20 protein-coding genes and 1 pseudogene are annotated in these 16,973 nt (G+C 37.9%); 16 read left to right on the forward strand and 5 right to left on the reverse strand.

Features of this window, described 5'->3' with window-relative positions; all coding sequences use genetic code 11:
* Positions 1 to 32: 32 nt before the first annotated feature.
* Genes ACP69Y_RS10190 through ACP69Y_RS10200 form a run of 3 tightly spaced genes read left to right on the forward strand, consistent with a single transcriptional unit; the run spans position 33 to position 4,650 of the window.
* Positions 33 to 2,873: a type VI secretion system Vgr family protein gene (locus ACP69Y_RS10190; RefSeq protein ID WP_425918287.1), complete on the forward strand. Its 2,841-nt coding sequence runs from the start codon at positions 33 to 35 to the stop codon at positions 2,871 to 2,873.
* 2 nt (positions 2,874 to 2,875) lie between these two features.
* Positions 2,876 to 4,180: a LysM peptidoglycan-binding domain-containing protein gene (locus ACP69Y_RS10195; RefSeq protein ID WP_425918288.1), complete on the forward strand. Its 1,305-nt coding sequence runs from the start codon at positions 2,876 to 2,878 to the stop codon at positions 4,178 to 4,180.
* Between the two features lie 59 nt (positions 4,181 to 4,239).
* A complete protein-coding gene (locus ACP69Y_RS10200; protein WP_425918289.1) occupies positions 4,240 to 4,650 on the forward strand; it encodes a hypothetical protein in 411 nt (136 codons plus the stop codon).
* A 113-nt stretch (positions 4,651 to 4,763) separates the two neighbouring features.
* Here ACP69Y_RS10200 and ACP69Y_RS10205 read toward each other — a convergent pair.
* Positions 4,764 to 5,459 (reverse strand): annotated as a pseudogene (locus ACP69Y_RS10205) (Dyp-type peroxidase); the annotation flags it as partial.
* On the opposite strand from ACP69Y_RS10205, the gene ACP69Y_RS10210 reads away from it, so the two are divergent.
* From ACP69Y_RS10210 to ACP69Y_RS10235, 6 genes are all read left to right on the forward strand, one after another.
* Entirely contained in the window at positions 5,439 to 5,567 is a 129-nt protein-coding gene (locus tag ACP69Y_RS10210) for a hypothetical protein (RefSeq protein WP_425918290.1), read from the forward strand. The pseudogene ACP69Y_RS10205 and the gene ACP69Y_RS10210 sit on opposite strands and share 21 nt — an antisense overlap.
* 39 nt (positions 5,568 to 5,606) lie before the next feature.
* A complete protein-coding gene (locus ACP69Y_RS10215) occupies positions 5,607 to 5,987 on the forward strand; it encodes a transposase family protein (protein ID WP_425918291.1) in 381 nt (126 codons plus the stop codon).
* Between the two features lie 200 nt (positions 5,988 to 6,187).
* Positions 6,188 to 6,679, forward strand: a complete 492-nt coding sequence (locus tag ACP69Y_RS10220; RefSeq protein ID WP_425918292.1) for a glycoside hydrolase family 19 protein — start codon at positions 6,188 to 6,190, stop codon at positions 6,677 to 6,679.
* A gap of 17 nt (positions 6,680 to 6,696) precedes the next feature.
* Positions 6,697 to 7,227, forward strand: coding sequence for a hypothetical protein (locus ACP69Y_RS10225; RefSeq protein ID WP_425918293.1), 531 nt, complete (start codon positions 6,697 to 6,699; stop codon positions 7,225 to 7,227).
* A 124-nt stretch (positions 7,228 to 7,351) separates the two neighbouring features.
* Entirely contained in the window at positions 7,352 to 7,912 is a 561-nt protein-coding gene (locus ACP69Y_RS10230) for a lysozyme inhibitor LprI family protein (protein ID WP_425918294.1), read from the forward strand.
* Between the two features lie 391 nt (positions 7,913 to 8,303).
* A complete protein-coding gene (locus ACP69Y_RS10235; RefSeq protein WP_425918295.1) occupies positions 8,304 to 9,032 on the forward strand; it encodes a hypothetical protein in 729 nt (242 codons plus the stop codon).
* A 102-nt stretch (positions 9,033 to 9,134) separates the two neighbouring features.
* On the opposite strand, the gene ACP69Y_RS10240 is transcribed toward ACP69Y_RS10235, so the two are convergent.
* On the reverse strand, positions 9,135 to 10,055 hold the full coding sequence (locus tag ACP69Y_RS10240) for a Dyp-type peroxidase (protein ID WP_425918296.1): 921 nt from the start codon (positions 10,053 to 10,055) through the stop codon (positions 9,135 to 9,137).
* A 163-nt stretch (positions 10,056 to 10,218) separates the two neighbouring features.
* Here ACP69Y_RS10240 and ACP69Y_RS10245 point away from each other — a divergent pair, with 163 nt between their 5' ends.
* Positions 10,219 to 10,842 carry a LysE family transporter gene (locus ACP69Y_RS10245; RefSeq protein WP_425918297.1) on the forward strand — a complete coding sequence of 208 codons (624 nt, stop codon included), beginning with the start codon at positions 10,219 to 10,221 and terminating at the stop codon, positions 10,840 to 10,842.
* Positions 10,843 to 10,936: 94 nt separating this feature from the next.
* On the opposite strand, the gene znuB is transcribed toward ACP69Y_RS10245, so the two are convergent.
* Genes znuB through ACP69Y_RS10260 form a run of 3 tightly spaced genes read right to left on the reverse strand, consistent with a single transcriptional unit; the run spans position 10,937 to position 13,002 of the window.
* Complete coding sequence (znuB, locus tag ACP69Y_RS10250; protein WP_425918298.1) at positions 10,937 to 11,737, reverse strand: zinc ABC transporter permease subunit ZnuB; 801 nt, start codon at positions 11,735 to 11,737, stop codon at positions 10,937 to 10,939.
* A 3-nt stretch (positions 11,738 to 11,740) separates the two neighbouring features.
* A complete protein-coding gene (gene znuC / locus ACP69Y_RS10255) occupies positions 11,741 to 12,532 on the reverse strand; it encodes a zinc ABC transporter ATP-binding protein ZnuC (protein ID WP_425918299.1) in 792 nt (263 codons plus the stop codon).
* On the reverse strand, positions 12,505 to 13,002 hold the full coding sequence (locus ACP69Y_RS10260) for a transcriptional repressor (RefSeq protein WP_425918300.1): 498 nt from the start codon (positions 13,000 to 13,002) through the stop codon (positions 12,505 to 12,507). Before ACP69Y_RS10260 ends, znuC begins: the two co-directional genes overlap by 28 nt.
* A gap of 141 nt (positions 13,003 to 13,143) precedes the next feature.
* Here ACP69Y_RS10260 and ACP69Y_RS10265 point away from each other — a divergent pair, with 141 nt between their 5' ends.
* From ACP69Y_RS10265 to ACP69Y_RS10290, 6 genes are all read left to right on the forward strand, one after another.
* Entirely contained in the window at positions 13,144 to 13,983 is an 840-nt protein-coding gene (locus tag ACP69Y_RS10265; RefSeq protein WP_425918301.1) for a metal ABC transporter solute-binding protein, Zn/Mn family, read from the forward strand.
* A 171-nt stretch (positions 13,984 to 14,154) separates the two neighbouring features.
* Positions 14,155 to 14,553 (forward strand): ATP synthase subunit I, encoded by a 399-nt coding sequence (locus ACP69Y_RS10270; protein ID WP_425918302.1) that lies wholly within the window; start codon positions 14,155 to 14,157, stop codon positions 14,551 to 14,553.
* Between the two features lie 103 nt (positions 14,554 to 14,656).
* The gene (atpB, locus tag ACP69Y_RS10275; RefSeq protein ID WP_425918303.1) at positions 14,657 to 15,532 is read left to right on the forward strand and encodes a F0F1 ATP synthase subunit A; all 876 of its coding nucleotides are present in this window, start codon (positions 14,657 to 14,659) and stop codon (positions 15,530 to 15,532) included.
* A gap of 82 nt (positions 15,533 to 15,614) precedes the next feature.
* Positions 15,615 to 15,860 carry a F0F1 ATP synthase subunit C gene (gene atpE / locus ACP69Y_RS10280; RefSeq protein ID WP_000424060.1) on the forward strand — a complete coding sequence of 82 codons (246 nt, stop codon included), beginning with the start codon at positions 15,615 to 15,617 and terminating at the stop codon, positions 15,858 to 15,860.
* Between the two features lie 38 nt (positions 15,861 to 15,898).
* Positions 15,899 to 16,369 carry a F0F1 ATP synthase subunit B gene (locus tag ACP69Y_RS10285; RefSeq protein WP_067725895.1) on the forward strand — a complete coding sequence of 157 codons (471 nt, stop codon included), beginning with the start codon at positions 15,899 to 15,901 and terminating at the stop codon, positions 16,367 to 16,369.
* An 11-nt stretch (positions 16,370 to 16,380) separates the two neighbouring features.
* On the forward strand, positions 16,381 to 16,917 hold the full coding sequence (locus ACP69Y_RS10290; protein ID WP_086193904.1) for a F0F1 ATP synthase subunit delta: 537 nt from the start codon (positions 16,381 to 16,383) through the stop codon (positions 16,915 to 16,917).
* The last annotated feature ends 56 nt before the right edge of the window (positions 16,918 to 16,973 follow it).

Consider the following 16,973-nt stretch of genomic DNA (forward strand, 5'->3'; position numbering starts at 1 on the left):
TTAAAATAATATCCTTAAAACAATAAATTATTATGTTAAACACTATCCATGCTGTGATTGAAGGTATGGGCTTAAGTTTGCAAAAGCGTGCCCTGCATTTATATTTTTCCAATGAGTTACTCAACCCTCAGGTCTTTATTCAAAGAATTGAAGGACAACATCGCATTAATCATGGGTTCAAGGCTGAACTGATTTGCTTGTCGACTAATGCTTATATTCCCCTGAAGCAATTTATAGGCGGGCGAGTTGCTGTCGATCAAGTCACTGATCTAGGTGAACTCTCTCGAATCACAGGTGTGGTTACAGGTGCTAGCCAAGGTCAGAGTGATGGGGCATTAACGGTTTATAAAATTATGATTGAAGATGCGACGGCACTTTGGCAGAAGCGCCGAAATAGTCGTGTTTTCATGAATAAAAGCGTACGAGATATCAGCGAAATACTGTTTAAAGAATGGCAAAGTAAAAGTAGCTTATTTGCAGCCAGCTTAAGTCTCAATACTCAAGGCTTAACCCGAGATTATGATATCCGTCCTTTTGCAATGCAATCCAATGAAACCGATTATGAGTTTCTCACACGACTATGGCGTAGTGAAGGTATTAACTGGCTGATTGATGAATCTGAACACCACGTTAAAGTTTCCTCCTCCGCAATTCAGCCGCAGAAGCTACGTTTAATTGATGAGAATCATCAATATAGTGCGTTAAACAGAAGGTCGATCCGATTTCATCGCAGTCATGCCACGGAGTGCCTAGATAGCATCACCAGTTTTATCACCGAACGCTATTTGCAGTCCACCGCAATTCAGGTACAGCGTTGGCAAGCCAGTAGTCTGTCTCAAGATCAAGCCCATAGTTTGCTCAGTAATCACCAACATAGTGACGTGCAAGACAATGAAACCTTAAGCTTGGAGCAAGCCTGGACCATTAGCCCGGCATGGACAGCAGATTTAACCGATGCGGATCAGACTACGACTTCAGGCAGTCAGCAGTTAGACAAACTCAATCAGCAGCTGTCACAGTACCAAGACTTACAGTCAAAATACTTCACTGCCCATAGCAGTGTACGTGATGCACAGGTAGGGTATTGGTTTGAATTAATCGATCATCCTGAAATTGATCTGCATTCAGGTTCAGATAAAGAATTTCTAATTTTGGGCAAAGCTTTTTATAACCAGAATAATTTGCCTAAAGATATTCTTCGTCAGCTAGATGCCTTATTAAGTTTAAGCCGTTGGCAACATCAAGGTGATGAACGACAAGCCAATGAGCTGTATGTGGTACGTCGTAATGTCCCCGTGGTACCTGAATATAGTCCTTTAATGCATCGACCTGCGGCCTATCCGCAACGCGCCAAAGTGGTTGGACCTGAAGGTGAAACCATTTTTGTGGATGCTTGGGGACGCATCAAAGTCCGCTTCATGTTTACCCGTGCGGACGATCATGATCATGATGGCGGAGCCGGAAGCAATGACAATGACACCGACTCCGCTTGGGTAGATGTGTTAACCCCTTGGGCAGGCCAAGGTTATGGCGCACGATTTCATCCTCGAATTGGTGAAATTGTAGTGATTGATTTCTTTGAAGGTGATGTGGATCGACCTTTTGTGGTGGGGCGAATTCATGAGGCTGAACGTCATCAGACCATGTTTGATATTAAAGGACAGTTACCTGATACGAAAAAACTCAGCGGTATTCGCTCTCAAGAGGTTGGTGGTGCCGGCTTCAACCAACTCCGTTTTGATGATACGACAGGACAGATCAGTACCCAATTGCACAGCAGCCATGGCACAAGTCAGCTGAATTTGGGTAACTTGAGCCACCCTAAAGCTGCCGAGACCAGTGATGGTCGTGGTGAAGGATTTGAATTAAGGACCGATCAATGGGGAGCTGTACGGGCGGGTAAAGGTCTACTAATTTCGACACATCCTCAAGATCAAGCCAGTAGTCATCATCTCAGTATAAATGAAGCAAGAACTCAACTGCAATCGAGTCTGAATAATTCTGAAGCATTGAGTCAAGTCGCAAAAAATCAGCTGACAGATCCGTTAGATGTTTTGGAAAATTTGAAGGCTTTTCTTGAGCACATTGAAAGTGGGGAAAAAGAAAAAGTGGATAGCTTTAAACAGTCTTTAATGCTATTGGCTGCGCCTGATGCGATTGCTCTTGCAACAAATGAAGATTTACATCTTTCGGCAGATGGGCAGATCAGCCAAAGTGCTGGAGCTGGTATTAATTTCTCAACGCAAAAATCATTTATTACCCATGCTCAAGACAAGATCAGTTTGTTTGCAGCTCAAAAGGGATTTAGTGCATATGCTGCGAAAGGTAAAGTCGAGTTTCAAGCACAAGATGATGCTATTGAAGCTATTGCTCGCAAGGTGATTAAACTGATTTCGACCGAAGACAAGATTGAAATGACTAGCCCTAAAGAGATTGTACTGACTGCTGGCGGTTCGCAATTAAAAATTAATAGTGAAGGGGTTTTTACTACAACGGGTGGCAAGTTTGAAAGTAAGGCAGGGCAGCATAGTTTTGTGGGAGGAGCTAGAGTTAAAACAGAAATACCAACTTTGCCTATAGTTCAAGATATTAAAATTTTTACTAATAAATGGGATTTTTATGATCTATTTTATGAAGCTAATTTTTCAGATGTAAAATACAAATTAATTAATAATCAAAATAATACCTATGTTTCAGGAACGCTAGATCAACATGGTCGAACCCAACGTATGAATACTTACAATAATGAAGATTACGATATTCTCATTGGAACAGATGGTGAATGGACAGTTTCTATGGATGATGAAAGTGAAGATCAAGGAATTGAACATACCTGCAACTCTTATCATAACAATGATGAAGAAGAGGGTTAATCATGGATTGTTTAGCAAATATTAGATTTTTAGATGCTTTAGATCAGCCCATTCAAGGGTTAGCACATCAATTATGGGTAGGGTCTACTCTCATATCAGAATATGTTACTCCTCCAAGTGGTGAATCCATTTGGATTAAGCGCCCAATAGGTACAGCGATTGAGATAAGGGTTAGAAGTAGTACATCAGGCGAATATAAATCTAAAGTAAAACTAGAATTGGTGGGGGAGAAAACCAAGTTTATTATTCGTAGCCCTAAAATTTTATTAAAAGGAGTTAACCTTTCTGCCAAAGATGTAGCTACAGGAAGCTATTTAAGATCAACATATATTGTTGCTGAGGGTGATTATTTATCTCGCATTGCTGATGATAATCATACAACAACTGCAGAATTGATTAGAATTAATAATTTAGAAAGTGATACTGGTATTCAGCCCGGTCAAATTCTAAAAATCCCTGTTAAAAAAGTAGAAACACCAACTCCCTCACCTGAAAGCAAACCAAAGTCACAAGAAGCGAAATCAACCTATCAAGAAAAAACCAAAATTATTGTTGTGCAGCAAAAAGATACTTTACCTTTAATTGCAAAATTAACAGATAATTCTGTAGATGAAATCAAGAAATTAAATAGCTTAGCTAGTGACAACCTTAGTCAAAACCAAAAATTAAATGTTTATGATCGAAAAGTTGCTGTAACTCAACCTAAAACAGAAAAAAAGCCTAAACAGAAACCTGTTAGCCCACCAAAAGTAAAGCAAGGAGCATCCCAAAATAAAGAAAATAAGCCAGTTGCTAGAGTGGAATCATCTGTACAGGTGAAAGTAGGCGGATTACTACCTCAAGCATGTGGTGGAGAAAAGCACTACAAAAGAACTTTGGCTAGAATTGCTGAACTACATTCAGTGTATCAACCCTATGTTATTAATTTGATTAATACTGCATATAAAGAATTAAAAATAACTTGGGTAATTACTGATGGTTATAGAAGCCCAACAGAGCAGAATGCTCTGCCTAGTGCAAATACTAATGCTAAAGCTTTACAAAGTTACCATCAATATGGATTAGCTATAGATATTGTTTCAGTTAGGAATGGTGAAATAACATATCTATCAGATGGTAAGCAATCTATGGAAGATAGTAAAAAAATAGGCTCTATAGGGCAAAAAATAGGGCTAGTATGGGGTGGAGTTTGGAAGAAAAAGGATTGGCCACATTTTGAATTACATCCAAATAATAAAACTTGGCGAGAGTTAAAACCTCAATTAATAAAGCTTGGTATTGAAAATTATAGAAAATTGACCTTTTAGGTAAAAATATGAAAAATTTTATAAAATATATTTTAGTATACTTTTCTCTTGTAGGATGTATGAGCAATCAGTTAATGACATACACGTATACAGGAGAAGAAATAAATAATAAATTTAAAAATTTACAAGCTATAACCATACCATTTGAATATGAAGATGGAAGAATTTCAGATAAAAATGCCAACATATATAAAATAAAAAAGAATGAATGCGTAATTGTGGCTGTTTTGAATAGTGAATCTAATTTTGGTGGTTATGAAGATGTTATTTATTTTAAAAGAAATCAAGTGAATTCAGGATATACAAGAACTTTTTTCTCTATATTTCTAGATAAAAAAGCAACAAAAAAGTCTAAAAAAGTTAAATATGATGAGCTGCTAGATGACCCTGAAACTAAAAATGAGTTGCATGATGACTTTGAAAAATACTTGAAAAAAATGAATAAAAATACATTAGCGCAATGTGGATAAAACTTTGAGTTAAAATAATTTATAGTTTATTTAAAAAATATTTTTATGTTTTAACTAATATTAATGAGTTAATTCAAAAGGAGCAGCTAAATTTTTAGCTGCTCCTTTTTTTCTCACCCTTCCAAAACTTCTTCCAATAACTCCTCACTCGGCGCAAAGTAATACGCCCCATCCATTGGCGTTACGAAGTGAAGCAGGCGGTCATGAATACCGTCGTCAGCTGTACTAAACATTTGTTTTAACATATGGTCGATAATTTCTAAGTTCTTGGTATAAGCAATAAAAAACAAACCTTGGTCACCTCGACCTTCTCCATATGGAAGAGAGTGACGTAAAATTTCCATTTCTTCGCCTTTCTCATCCTCAATCACTACACGGGCAATATGAGCATTCTTCGGTTTAACCTCATCATCCATTTCAATCGATTCTAACTTGGTTCGACCCATTACATTTTCTTGGGCATCAACTTTTAACTGTTTCCATTTTTCCAGATTATGTGCATAACGTTGGGCGAATACAAATGAACCATCGGCAAAAATTCCCGCATTCTCACCGAGTAAAGCGACTTCGGCACGGTCATCGGGAAATTGTGGATTTTCAGTTCCATCAATAAAACCGGTAATGTCACGTCCATCGAAATAACGGAAACATACCCGTTCATCCAGTACTTCAACTTTATCTTGAATACCTTCAAAGAAAGATTGGCTTAATGCAAAACAAATGTCAGTGCGTTGAGATGCAACATGAATCAATATATCAGCAGCGGCAACAGGCATTTGAAATGAACCTTGAATCGGCTCAAGCTGTTTAATTTACCGAAGAGTTTACCCGAAGGTGAAGGCATAGACTGGAATGTGGTGATCGTAGATGCCACAGAAATTCCAATCCAAAGGCCTAAAAAACAGGAGAAAAGCTAGAGTGGCAAGAAAAAGACCCATACTTTCAAAGTATAGGCCATGATTCACTATAAGACTCAGCAAATACTGAGTTTATGTACCTGTCGCGGTGCAGTGCATGATTTTGAGTTATTTAAAAGAAACATAAAGCTGATTCTTTTTGGAGCCTTTGTTGTTGCAGATAAAGGCTATCAAGAGATTTATAATTTGTATTCCAATAGCCTATTGCCTTTAAAAGCCAAGAGATGTTGTAAATTGGATCCTGCACTAAAACGCTATAATCAGGAAATCAATAAAAGAAGAATAGGGATTGAACATGTATGTGGCAGCCTGAAAACCTTCAAAATACTTGCGGAACGTTACCGAAATAGAGGCAAAAGACTCGGTTTGAAATTTAATTTAATTGCCGGAATTTACAACGTGGAACTGAGCAAAAAATGATTTATGAAAGAGGTCTGATGGATCACATGCACAAAATGTGGCCGAATGCCACAATTGAAAAAAATACAACCAATTCTAAATGAGCTTAACAGAGATTTGGAGGGTTATAAATTAGATACTCGTTTAAGACAAGCCCATTTTATGGCTCAAGTAGACAAGAAGTTGGGCCTCCATTTTCATTGAGAGAAAAAGTTGAATACATGGGGCCTGCAGGACTGAAACAAATTGGATATTATAAACCACATCCTAAACAGGCTGATATTGATGGATATAAAAAAGGGAAGGGGCCAGCAAATGGAGAGGTAATTGCAAATCATATGTATGATGATAATTATCGAGGAGCAAAATACAAATTAGGTAATACATCTCCTGGGGATGGTTGGAAATATTTAGGAAGAGGATTAAAACAATTAACAGGAAAGTCTAATTATCAAGATCTACCCAACATGTATTCAACCATATGGGCAGATGAAAAAGTGGATTTTGTAAAGAACCCCGAATTAATTGAGCAACCAAAATATGCTGTAAGATCGGCTATACGATTTTGGTTAAAATATAAATTGTATGATATAGCTGATAAGGGGGCTACTGGGGCACAAGTAGATAATATTACTAAAGTAATTAATGAAGGTACAGATTCGTATTCAGCACGCCGAACACATTTTGTTAAGGCAAATACTATTTTCATTTAACTAGATGGTTTTATAAAATGAATAAATATTTATTTATTATTGTTTTAATTATTTTATATCCAATGTGTTCTCAAAATTTATTTGCAAAAGAACAATGTAATAAAAATCAAACAACGAACTTAAGTATTTTTAAAAAAAATGATTATAATTTATATAATTATATGTGTTATTCGGATAAGGGAGTGTATCTGAAAACCTATATAGGAAATGCACAAAAGACAATATTTTTGAATGAATATGCTGATTTTGCAGCTAAAGATAATCCTAAACTTTTAGCTGTCAGTATTTATAAATCAAAGATAAAAAAAGCGCCTGTGCTGATAACACTTAATGCTGCATATCATTGTTGTACTCCTCAAATGGAGGGATATGTTTACACAGTAAATTTGTATCAGATTAACCCAAATAATCATATTTCATTAAAGAATATAACAAATATATTGGGTGAAAATTCAGAGGGTTTTGAGGGAGAGTCTGAAGGACGAGTTTATTATAAATATAAAGATATTGCTTCAATTAAAAAGTGGCTCGAAAAAAATTATAAATAAATTTAGAGAAAATCTATTCTTTCTTTATTTAGAGTTAATGATCGTATAAATTATAATGATTTTTTGCATTTATACTTGGTTGTTTATGATTTTATTTATTATATAAATATTAGGTTGTTAAAATATGATTAATATAAATAAATTTTTATTTTGCTTAATTTTATTGGTTTCTTTAAATACTCACGCAGTTATTCCTGAAGATTTTTTATACAAAGATGCTCTAAAACTGAAATGTAAAGAAGGAAGTCCTATGCAAGAGGACTTAATTTATTGTGTCTCAAGGGATTATTTAGAGTCAGATGAATTTTTAAATATAAAATATAAAGACAAAATTAAATTAATGAATAGGATTAAGACAAAAGAATTATTAATAAGTCAAAGAGTATGGTTAAAAAAACGAAAAAATAAATGTACAGCCGAATATAAAGAAGCAGAAGGGGGGAGAGAAGCACCCATTTACTTAATTGATTGTTATGCACAAGAAAATCATAAACAAATAAAATTTTTAGAAAAATCACCTTCAGAAGAATTAATTGATAAGCTTGTTCTTTTAGAGCATAATATTATTGATATTATGAAGGTTACTGAAACAGAAGTAATTAAGTTTAAGACTGAAAAGTATTTTTATGAACAAGCAGCTGGGATGGTAGATACGATTTTAAATCGAGTGAAGTCTGGTGTGTAGGGAACATCAATAAGAAGTGTAGTGAATGCCCATAGACAATTTTCGAAGATTACAGGTCCACAAAACATAAACCCTTATGGTTCAGTAGAAAAAATACCAATGTCTGTAGTTAGTTCAGGAATTAAAAATTTTGTAAATAAGTATCTAACAGAGAGAGCGAAGGGGAAGAAATCGATAATAGGTGGACACTTAAATTATGCTAATAAATATTATTCTGATGAATATAATAGAAAAAAATAGGTAAACAAGTTTCATGATCAGGCTGAAAAAGAGGGATTGATTTTTGGTAATGGTAAAGCAATTCATGCACATGGTACAGTCGAAGAATTAAGAAAATATATACCAAAACCATTTAAAATTATTTTGCCTGAAAACACTAAGGGAATTTAGAATGATAAGTAAGTATTTTAATATATTTTTAATGATTTTTATTTTAAGCTTTTCAAGTATTGCCTGTGCTGAAAAAAAATCGTCGGATTGTAATTTTGTTAATGTGGATAAAAGTCTTCAATGTGTTTTAGAAGACAATAAAAAAATTTTAAATACGCTTGATTTTTTAAATAATAGTAAAAAAAATGATTATATAGGCTGGAAGAATAAAATTAAAAATGCCTGTGAAAGTAAAACCAGATATTCTCTGGGTGAGGGAGCTGCCTTAGCTAAAGAACAATGTCTAAGGGGAGAATATATTATAAGAATAAAAGATATTTCTGGAGGTTCTAATAAGAGAAATAATTTTAAAAAAAATGATGATGGATTTTTGATTACATCTTTCCCTTATAATTCAGATGATCATTTAAAATGTATAGTAGAAGGTGGTAGAAATAGTTGTAGCAAAGTTAATTTAATTGATATTTCAGAATTATCTAAAGTTTATAATTTTTTAGATAATAGTTTTGGGCCCTCTGTTGTCTTGCCTGAGTCAAATGATGGATTATTGATAGTAATTTCTCCATTTTCCTCAGAATCTGGGAAAATTTTTATTAATATAGCTTTAGTAAATAGTCTGGGAGTAGTAAAAAATATTACTCTAAATGCCTCAAAGAATATAATAATTAATAATAATTATGAAGTTATTTATTATAAGGATAATAATAAGTCTAAAATTACATTAAAATAAAGGATCGTTAAAAAGCTTATATCAATAAAAATTGGAATTTTCTAAATTTTTTTAGATATTGTAGATTTCATAAAAAAGCCGGCTTACACCGGCTTTTCTTTTTTACCCTTCCAAAACTTCTTCCAACAACTCCTCACTCGGTGCAAAGTAATATGCACCATCAACTGGAGTTACGAAGTGAAGTAAACGGTCATGAATACCGTCACCAGCTGTACCAAACATATGTTTTAACATATGGTCGATAATTTCTAAGTTCTTGGTATAGGCAATAAAGAACAAACCTTGGTCACCTCGACCTTCTCCATATGGAAGAGAATGACGTAAAATTTCCATTTCTTCACCTTTCTCATCCTCAATTACTACACGGGCAATATGGGCATTCTTCGGTTTAACCTCATCATCCATTTCAATCGATTCCAACTTGGTTCGACCCATTACATTTTCTTGGGCATCAACTTTTAACTGTTTCCATTTTTCCAGATTATGTGCATAACGTTGGGCGAATACAAATGAACCATCGGCAAAAATTCCCGCATCTTCACCCAGTAAAGCGACTTCGGCACGGTCATCGGGAAATTGTGGATTTTCAGTTCCATCAATAAAACCGGTAATGTCACGTCCATCGAAATAACGGAAACATACCCGTTCATCCAGTACTTCAACTTTATCTTGAATCCCTTCAAAGAAAGACTGACTTAAAGCAAAACAAATGTCAGTGCGTTGAGATGCAACATGAATCAATATATCAGCAGCGGCAACAGGCATTTCAAAGGAGCCTTGAATCGGCTCTAGTTGTTTAAAACCTGCAGGTGTCTGGCTATATAGTTTTGCCCAAAGTTCAGGACCAAAAGCGACACCCGTTTTAATTTGCGCGTTAGGATGCTGGGTGATTAAACGATCCCGTGTAGTAAATAAATCTTCAAGTTTTTCTTTTAACTCATCAATTGTTAAGTCTTTTAAACGCAAAACAATAAACCGGGCATGATCTGAAGGTAATGGTAAAATTACAGATTGGGCAGTCATACATGGCTCCTAACAATTTTTACAAAATACGTGGCTGGCTTTATTGTGCCTTATCACTGCAGAGGTGAATAGTCTAAAACTTATTTTTTGTTGGTTGATTTCTAAAGCATTTAAAAGATGAAAAGTCATATAATAGTCACAAATTTTTATCTGCTTATATTTTATGTCTTACCAAGTTTGGCTAGCGTATATGTTGGCTTGTTGGGTGATTAGCATTTCACCTGGCGCAGGTGCAATTGCCTCAATGTCGAGTGGTTTAAATTATGGTTTTCGACGCGGCTACTGGAATGCTTTAGGTTTACAGCTCGCATTATTACTACAAATCGGGATTGTGGCTGCTGGAGTAGGAGTTCTTTTTGCAACGACGCCTTGGGCTTTTCTAGTGGTGAAATGGTTCGGGGTAAGCTATTTATTGTATTTGGCTTATCTGCAATGGCAAGCACCGACTCAGTCGATTGAAATTCAACAGGAACCACCGGATAAATCAATTGCCAAATTGGTCTTGCATGGTTTTTTGATCAATATGAGTAATCCCAAAGCCATTGTATTTCTACTTGCGGTGTTGCCGCAGTTTTTGGATTTGTCCAAACCACAATGGATTCAATATCTGATTATGGCAGCAACCATGGTCACAATTGATTTGATCGTGATGGCGGGCTATACCGGTCTGGCTGCCAAAGTTTTAAGATTATTGAAATCTCCAAAACAGCAGAAATATATGAACCGAACTTTTGCGATATTATTCAGCTGTGCAGCTGGATTACTGAGTTTGATCAGTAATCAGTAAAGATTGTTTTTCCTCTTCTGGAAGGAGAGGGGTAGGGACAGGTTGTTGGGAAATAAAAGGCATCTTAAAAAATAATGGATATATAAAGGAAAGACTAAGCCATCTTTTTCACTTTCTGCACTGCAAAAATTACCGCAAATAAAATTGCCATGGTCAGTACAATCGTTAAACCTGTCGATGTATCTAAGCCTGCACTTGACCATAATCCGACACTGATCCCAATTTGAGCAATCACAAAAGCCCAGACCACCATCTGTTTAGGTGAGTTAGCCAGTAAACGTGCGGTTAATGCAGGAATCACCAGTAAAGCACCCATTAATAATGAACCGACCGCTTTAAGTGCTAAAACTGTAAATAATGCCAATAACAACATAAAAACGAGACGCTGCCATTTAGCATTCACGCCTTCACTGACTGCCATATCGGGGTCAATCGCAATTTGAATTTGTGCTTGCCAGTTTTTATACAGCACAGCTAAAGCCGCAATAATGACAAAAGCAAACATGGGTAGATCTGACCATGAAATTTGCAGCAGATCGCCAAACAAATAGCTGAGCAGTTCCGGTCTCAAACTTGGAATATGCTGAATAAACATTAAACCTGAGCAGAGCAAGGTGGCTGAACAGAGCGCCAGCAAAGCATCATTGGGTAGGCGAGGGTCATGCAGCACCCATAAAACACCAACCAATAAAAATGCCAAAAAGGTCACGCCTAACCATAGCGGCAGGCTTAAGGCACCGGCAATGGCCACACCCAGTAAAGTGCCATGTGCCATGGTATCCGCAAAAAACGACATCCGTCGCCATAACATTAAACAACCCAGCGGAGCAGTTAGAAACACCAGTAATGTTCCCATAGTCCATGCAGGTAACAATAGTTGCAACCATTCCATCATGGCTTAAGCTTCCGGTTCTGGGTGGATATGGGGACGGGGATCATGCTGGCACGGAGTTGCACTGTCGCCATGCGCGCAATGATCATGGTGATGCTGATAGAACGCTCGGTTGGTGCCAAAAATGGCTTGATACTCTGGATGTTTCTGCACGTTTTCAGGTAAGCCGCTGCAACAGATATGTTTATTTAAACATACCACGCGATGGGTTCCTTGCATGACCCATTGCAAGTCGTGCGATACCATTAATACGGCGCAACCATATTTGATCGGCAAGCTTCTTACGTATTCATATAGTTCAGCTTCAGATTGAATATCTAAGCCTTGCATCGGTTCATCAAGAACCAGAACATCGGGTTGGCGCAGTAAAGCACGTGCCAACAAGACACGTTGCCGTTCACCACCTGAGAGTTGCTGAACTTTAGCATCTTGTAATTTAGTGATACCGGTATCGTAAATAATTTCTGCTTTTCTATCGGCATCACATTTTTCTAAAGCCAATAAGTCTCTTACACGCAAAGGCAGGCTATGCGACGGATTAAACTTTTGTGGCACATAAGAAAATTTTAATTTTTTATTGCTATGAATTTTGCCTGCATTGGCTTTAACAATCCCTAAAAGGACTTTAATCAGGGTAGATTTCCCCGCACCATTCGGACCAATTAGCGTGACAATTTCTCGCTCATGCAAGACGAAATCGACATTCTTTAAAATATCACGCTCATCGATGCGTACACTGATTTTGTCTAATGCAATCAGTGGAAGGGCTGTTACTGTTTGTTGCGACACTGCTGACATATCCCAGAAATTTCAATAATACTGTGATGTGCAGTAAATTGATCAGATGCTGAAAGCGCATCTAATTGTGTTAATAAACCTTGTGCAGAAGCTTCTGTCACATTTTTGCAATCGGTACAAATTAAAAATGCAGCTTGATGTCCTTCACGCGGATGACAACAAGGAATGTAGGCATTAATAGACGTTAAACGGTGAATTAAGCCTTTTTCTAATAAAAAGTCTAAAGTACGATAAACCGTCGGTGGGGCAGCAGGGCGGTCTGAATCACTCTTGATTTTAGCCAATAAATCATATGCGCCCATGGGACCTGTGGCATTTAAAATCAGTCCTAATACCTCTTTACGTAACGGGGTTAAACGTGCGCCTGTGGTTGCACAGAGGCTTTCCGCTTCAGCAAGTCGTGTTTCGACATTATGATGGTCATGTACGCCATGCAATGCATTGTGATGTTCGTGAGAACATGAGCTCATAGCCAACCTCAAGTGCGAAATTTATAAAAACAAATGGACATTAAAGCTTAACATGAAGCGATACCGGTTTCGATTAGACATAGGTATTTTTGTCAATTTGTTATATTATAACACCTGTTGAATATTTGGTGATTTTCTTTCATGTCCCGTTTCTTTGCATTGTGTGCGCTTGCTTTATTCAGTACCTTAAGCTGGTCACAGAGTTTAGTGGTCTCTACGCATCCAATTTATCTTATTGCTGAAGAAATCACGCAAGGGGTTGAAAAGCCTGTACTATTATTAGCAGATCAAACCGGACACGATGTCACGCTTACGCCTGCACATCGCAAAGCCATTCTAGATGCATCACTGGTGATCTGGTTGGGCAAGGCACATGAAGCACCGCTTGATAAGCTGTTGTCGGATAATCCCAAAGCCATTTCTGTTTTAGAGTCAGGTATCGTGCAAACGTTGCCGCAGCGTAATACCCGTGGGGTCGCTTTAAACAATACTGTGGATACCCATGTTTGGCTTGATCCAAATAATGCGGTGCGGATTGGCTTCTTTATAGCTGCATTGCGTTCACAACAATTACCTGAACATAAAGACCTCTATTGGGCGAATGCCAAGCGCTTTGCACAAGAGATGTTATTGACTGCACAACAATATAATACCAACTCATCTGCAAAGGCTTACTGGGCATATCACGATGCTTATCAATATTTAGAGCGTGCCTTAAATTTGAAATTTGCAGGCGCATTGACCGATGATCCACATGTCGCACCAACCCTGGCGCAAATTAAATACTTAAATGATAGCCGTCCAAGTCATAAGATGTGCTTGTTGGCAGAAGGGCATGCCAGTAAAAACCAATACCAAAAATTGAATCCGATTACCTTCCAAGCAGTAGATGAAAGTATGACTCGGGCAGGGGATTTTGTCGTAGCTTGGAAAAAACTTGCCGAGCAAACCCATAACTGTGTGCTAAATGCACGAAAGTAATACAAAAAATAAACAGTGATTGATTAGTAACAAAGCAACTTAATCATTGAAAAAAACCAGACTTAGGTCGGGAAAAGATTGCATGTTCAGGGGTGTAACTCTATAATGCCTGCGATTAAAAACGATCATCAGCTAAACTTGTCAAGCATGATTGCTGTGAGTGAATAAATAATGAGCCGAACTAATCACATGATTGATCGACGATTAGCGAAAGCTTTGGTCATCTTACAAGCATGCATGATCCCTGTTTCAGCCTTGATAGCGTGGGTCCTGAAAGACTCAACTGCAGCTTACAGCGCAGCACTTGGTGCGTTGGTGTGTTGGCTTGCAAGTTGTTATTTTTCTTGGCAATCGTTTCGAGCGGCAGGTGCCCGTGCTTCAAAACAAGTTCTTTCGAACATGTATAGAGGTCTGATGGGTAAGTTTGCAATCGTGATTGTTGGTTTCATTTTAATTTTAAGCAATGTAAAACCGTTGTCAGCGGGAGCGTTGTTTTGTGGTTTTATTCTCGTTCAAGCCATGTCGTGGGTCGCTCCTTTTTTGGCGTCACGTCTACAAAAACGGGTTTAAGCACAACAAAAAATTGAAAAGTTTTTAGGAGATGGACGAGACGTCAAGCAGCACGCGACGTTCGTTCACTCCATTAGTATTTGACATTGACCAGGTGTGATTTATGGCTGCTGAAGAACATGCCCTTACTTCGACCGAGTATATCAAGCATCACTTGACCAATATGACCTATGGCAAGATGCCGGATGGCTCGTGGAAGTTGGCTGAGACTGCTGAAGAAGCTCAACAGATGGGGTTCACTGCTATTCACTTGGATTCAATGGGTTGGTCAATCACGCTGGGTGTGATTTTCTGTTTGTTGTTCTGGTGTGTAGCGAAAGCTGCAAACTCTGGTGTTCCTACCAAGTTCCAGTCAGCAATTGAAATGATCATTGAGTTTGTTGACTCAAGTGTTCGTGATACTTTCCACGGAAAGTCACGTTTGATTGCACCGCTTGCACTGACCATTTTCGTGTGGATTTTCCTCATGAACTTAATGGATTTGGTGCCTGTAGATTTCATTCCTCATTTAGCTACGCTTATTGGTAGCAATGTATTTGGAATGGATCCGCATAGTGTGTATTTCAAAATCGTACCAACAACAGATCCAAACATCACATTAGGGATGTCTTTATCTGTATTCGCTCTCATCATTTTCTATAGTATTCGTGAAAAAGGTGTGAGTGGTTTTGTTGGTGAGTTGGCGCTGAATCCGTTCAATCCAAAGAATCCAATCGCTAAAGCGCTTTTAATTCCATTTAACTTGCTTTTGGAATTGGTAACTTTCCTTGCACGTCCAATTTCATTGGCTCTGCGACTGTTCGGTAACATGTATGCGGGTGAGTTAATCTTCATCCTTATCGCGTTACTACCGTTCTGGATCCAATGGGCATTGTCTGTGCCATGGGCTATTTTCCATATCTTAATTATTACGCTACAAGCATTTATTTTCATGATGCTGACTATCGTATATTTGAGCATGGCAAGCGAAAAGCATTAATGGTAATTGCCTAACTATCATAAGATGGTTAGGTACAATTTTTAATTTAATTGGGTAAAACCTAACCTCTGAGGAATTTTTCATGGAACTCACTTTAGGTCTAGTTGCAATTGCATCTGCTATCTTGATCGCTTTTGGTGCTTTAGGTACTGCGATTGGTTTTGGTCTTTTAGGCGGCCGTTTCCTTGAAGCTGTTGCACGTCAACCAGAATTGGCTCCACAACTTCAAACTCGTATGTTCTTAATCGCAGGTCTTCTTGATGCTGTGCCTATGATCGGTGTTGGTATTGGCTTGTTCTTCATCTTCGCTAATCCATTTGTAGGTTAATCAGCTTAATTCCTAAATTAAACTATTGAGGAATAGCTATGAATATCAACCTCACATTGATTGGCCAAGCGATTGCATTTGCGATGTTTGTCGCATTCTGCATGAAGTTTGTATGGCCACCACTAATCAATGCGATTAGTGAGCGTCAGCGTCGTATCGCTGATGGGCTAAATGCTGCTGAAAAAGCAAAAGCTGACCTTGCCGATGCGCAAGCTCAAGTGAAAGCTGAATTAGATGCGGCAAAAGCACAAGCGGCTCAATTGATCGAACAAGCGAACCGTCGTGGTGCACAATTGATCGAAGAAGCGCGTACCCAAGCATCTGCTGAAGGTGAGCGTATCCGTCAACAGGCGAAAGAAACTGTTGATACTGAAATCAATGCTGCACGCGAAGAATTACGTCAACAAGTTGCTGCCTTGGCAGTTACTGGCGCAGAAAAAATTCTGAACCAGCAAGTTGATGCGGAAGCTCACAATGCCATGCTTACTCAGCTGGCTGCTAAACTTTAAGCGAGGCGATTATGGCTGAACTCTTGACGTTGGCACGCCCGTACGCAAAAGCAGCATTTGCTTTCGCTTCTGAGCAAGGTGCAACTGACAATTGGTCGAATGTGTTACAAGTGCTCAGTGCTGCGGTGCAAGACGAAGCATTTTCCGCTTATTTGAATCGCCCTGAGCTTACTCCTGCTGAGCAGGTCAGTGTTTTTGCAAAAGTTTTAGGTGAGAATCAAACTCAAGAAGTGTCAAACTTTTTGACTCTTCTTGCAGACAACGATCGTTTAGCGTTGTTACCTGAAATTGAAGCAGAATACGAACTGCTCAAATCACAGAATAACAATACTGTGGATGTTGTGATTGAATCAGCATTCCCGGTGACCTCTGTACAGGAACAATTACTGGCTCAAGCGTTAGAGAAAAAATTTAACGCTGCGGTAAATGTAACTGTAGAAGTTAATCCAGCACTTATTGCTGGTGTGGTTATTCGTGCAGGCGACCAAGTGATAGATGACTCTGCACTTAACAAGCTTGAAAAAATGCGGACTCGTCTTCTTGCGTAATTTTTGTAAAAAATTACTGCATAGAAGAAGACTGAACTTAAAAAAGATTGAGGTAT

This window comes from Acinetobacter sp. TSRC1-2 (assembly GCF_049895885.1).
Taxonomy (GTDB): Bacteria; Pseudomonadota; Gammaproteobacteria; order Pseudomonadales; family Moraxellaceae; genus Acinetobacter.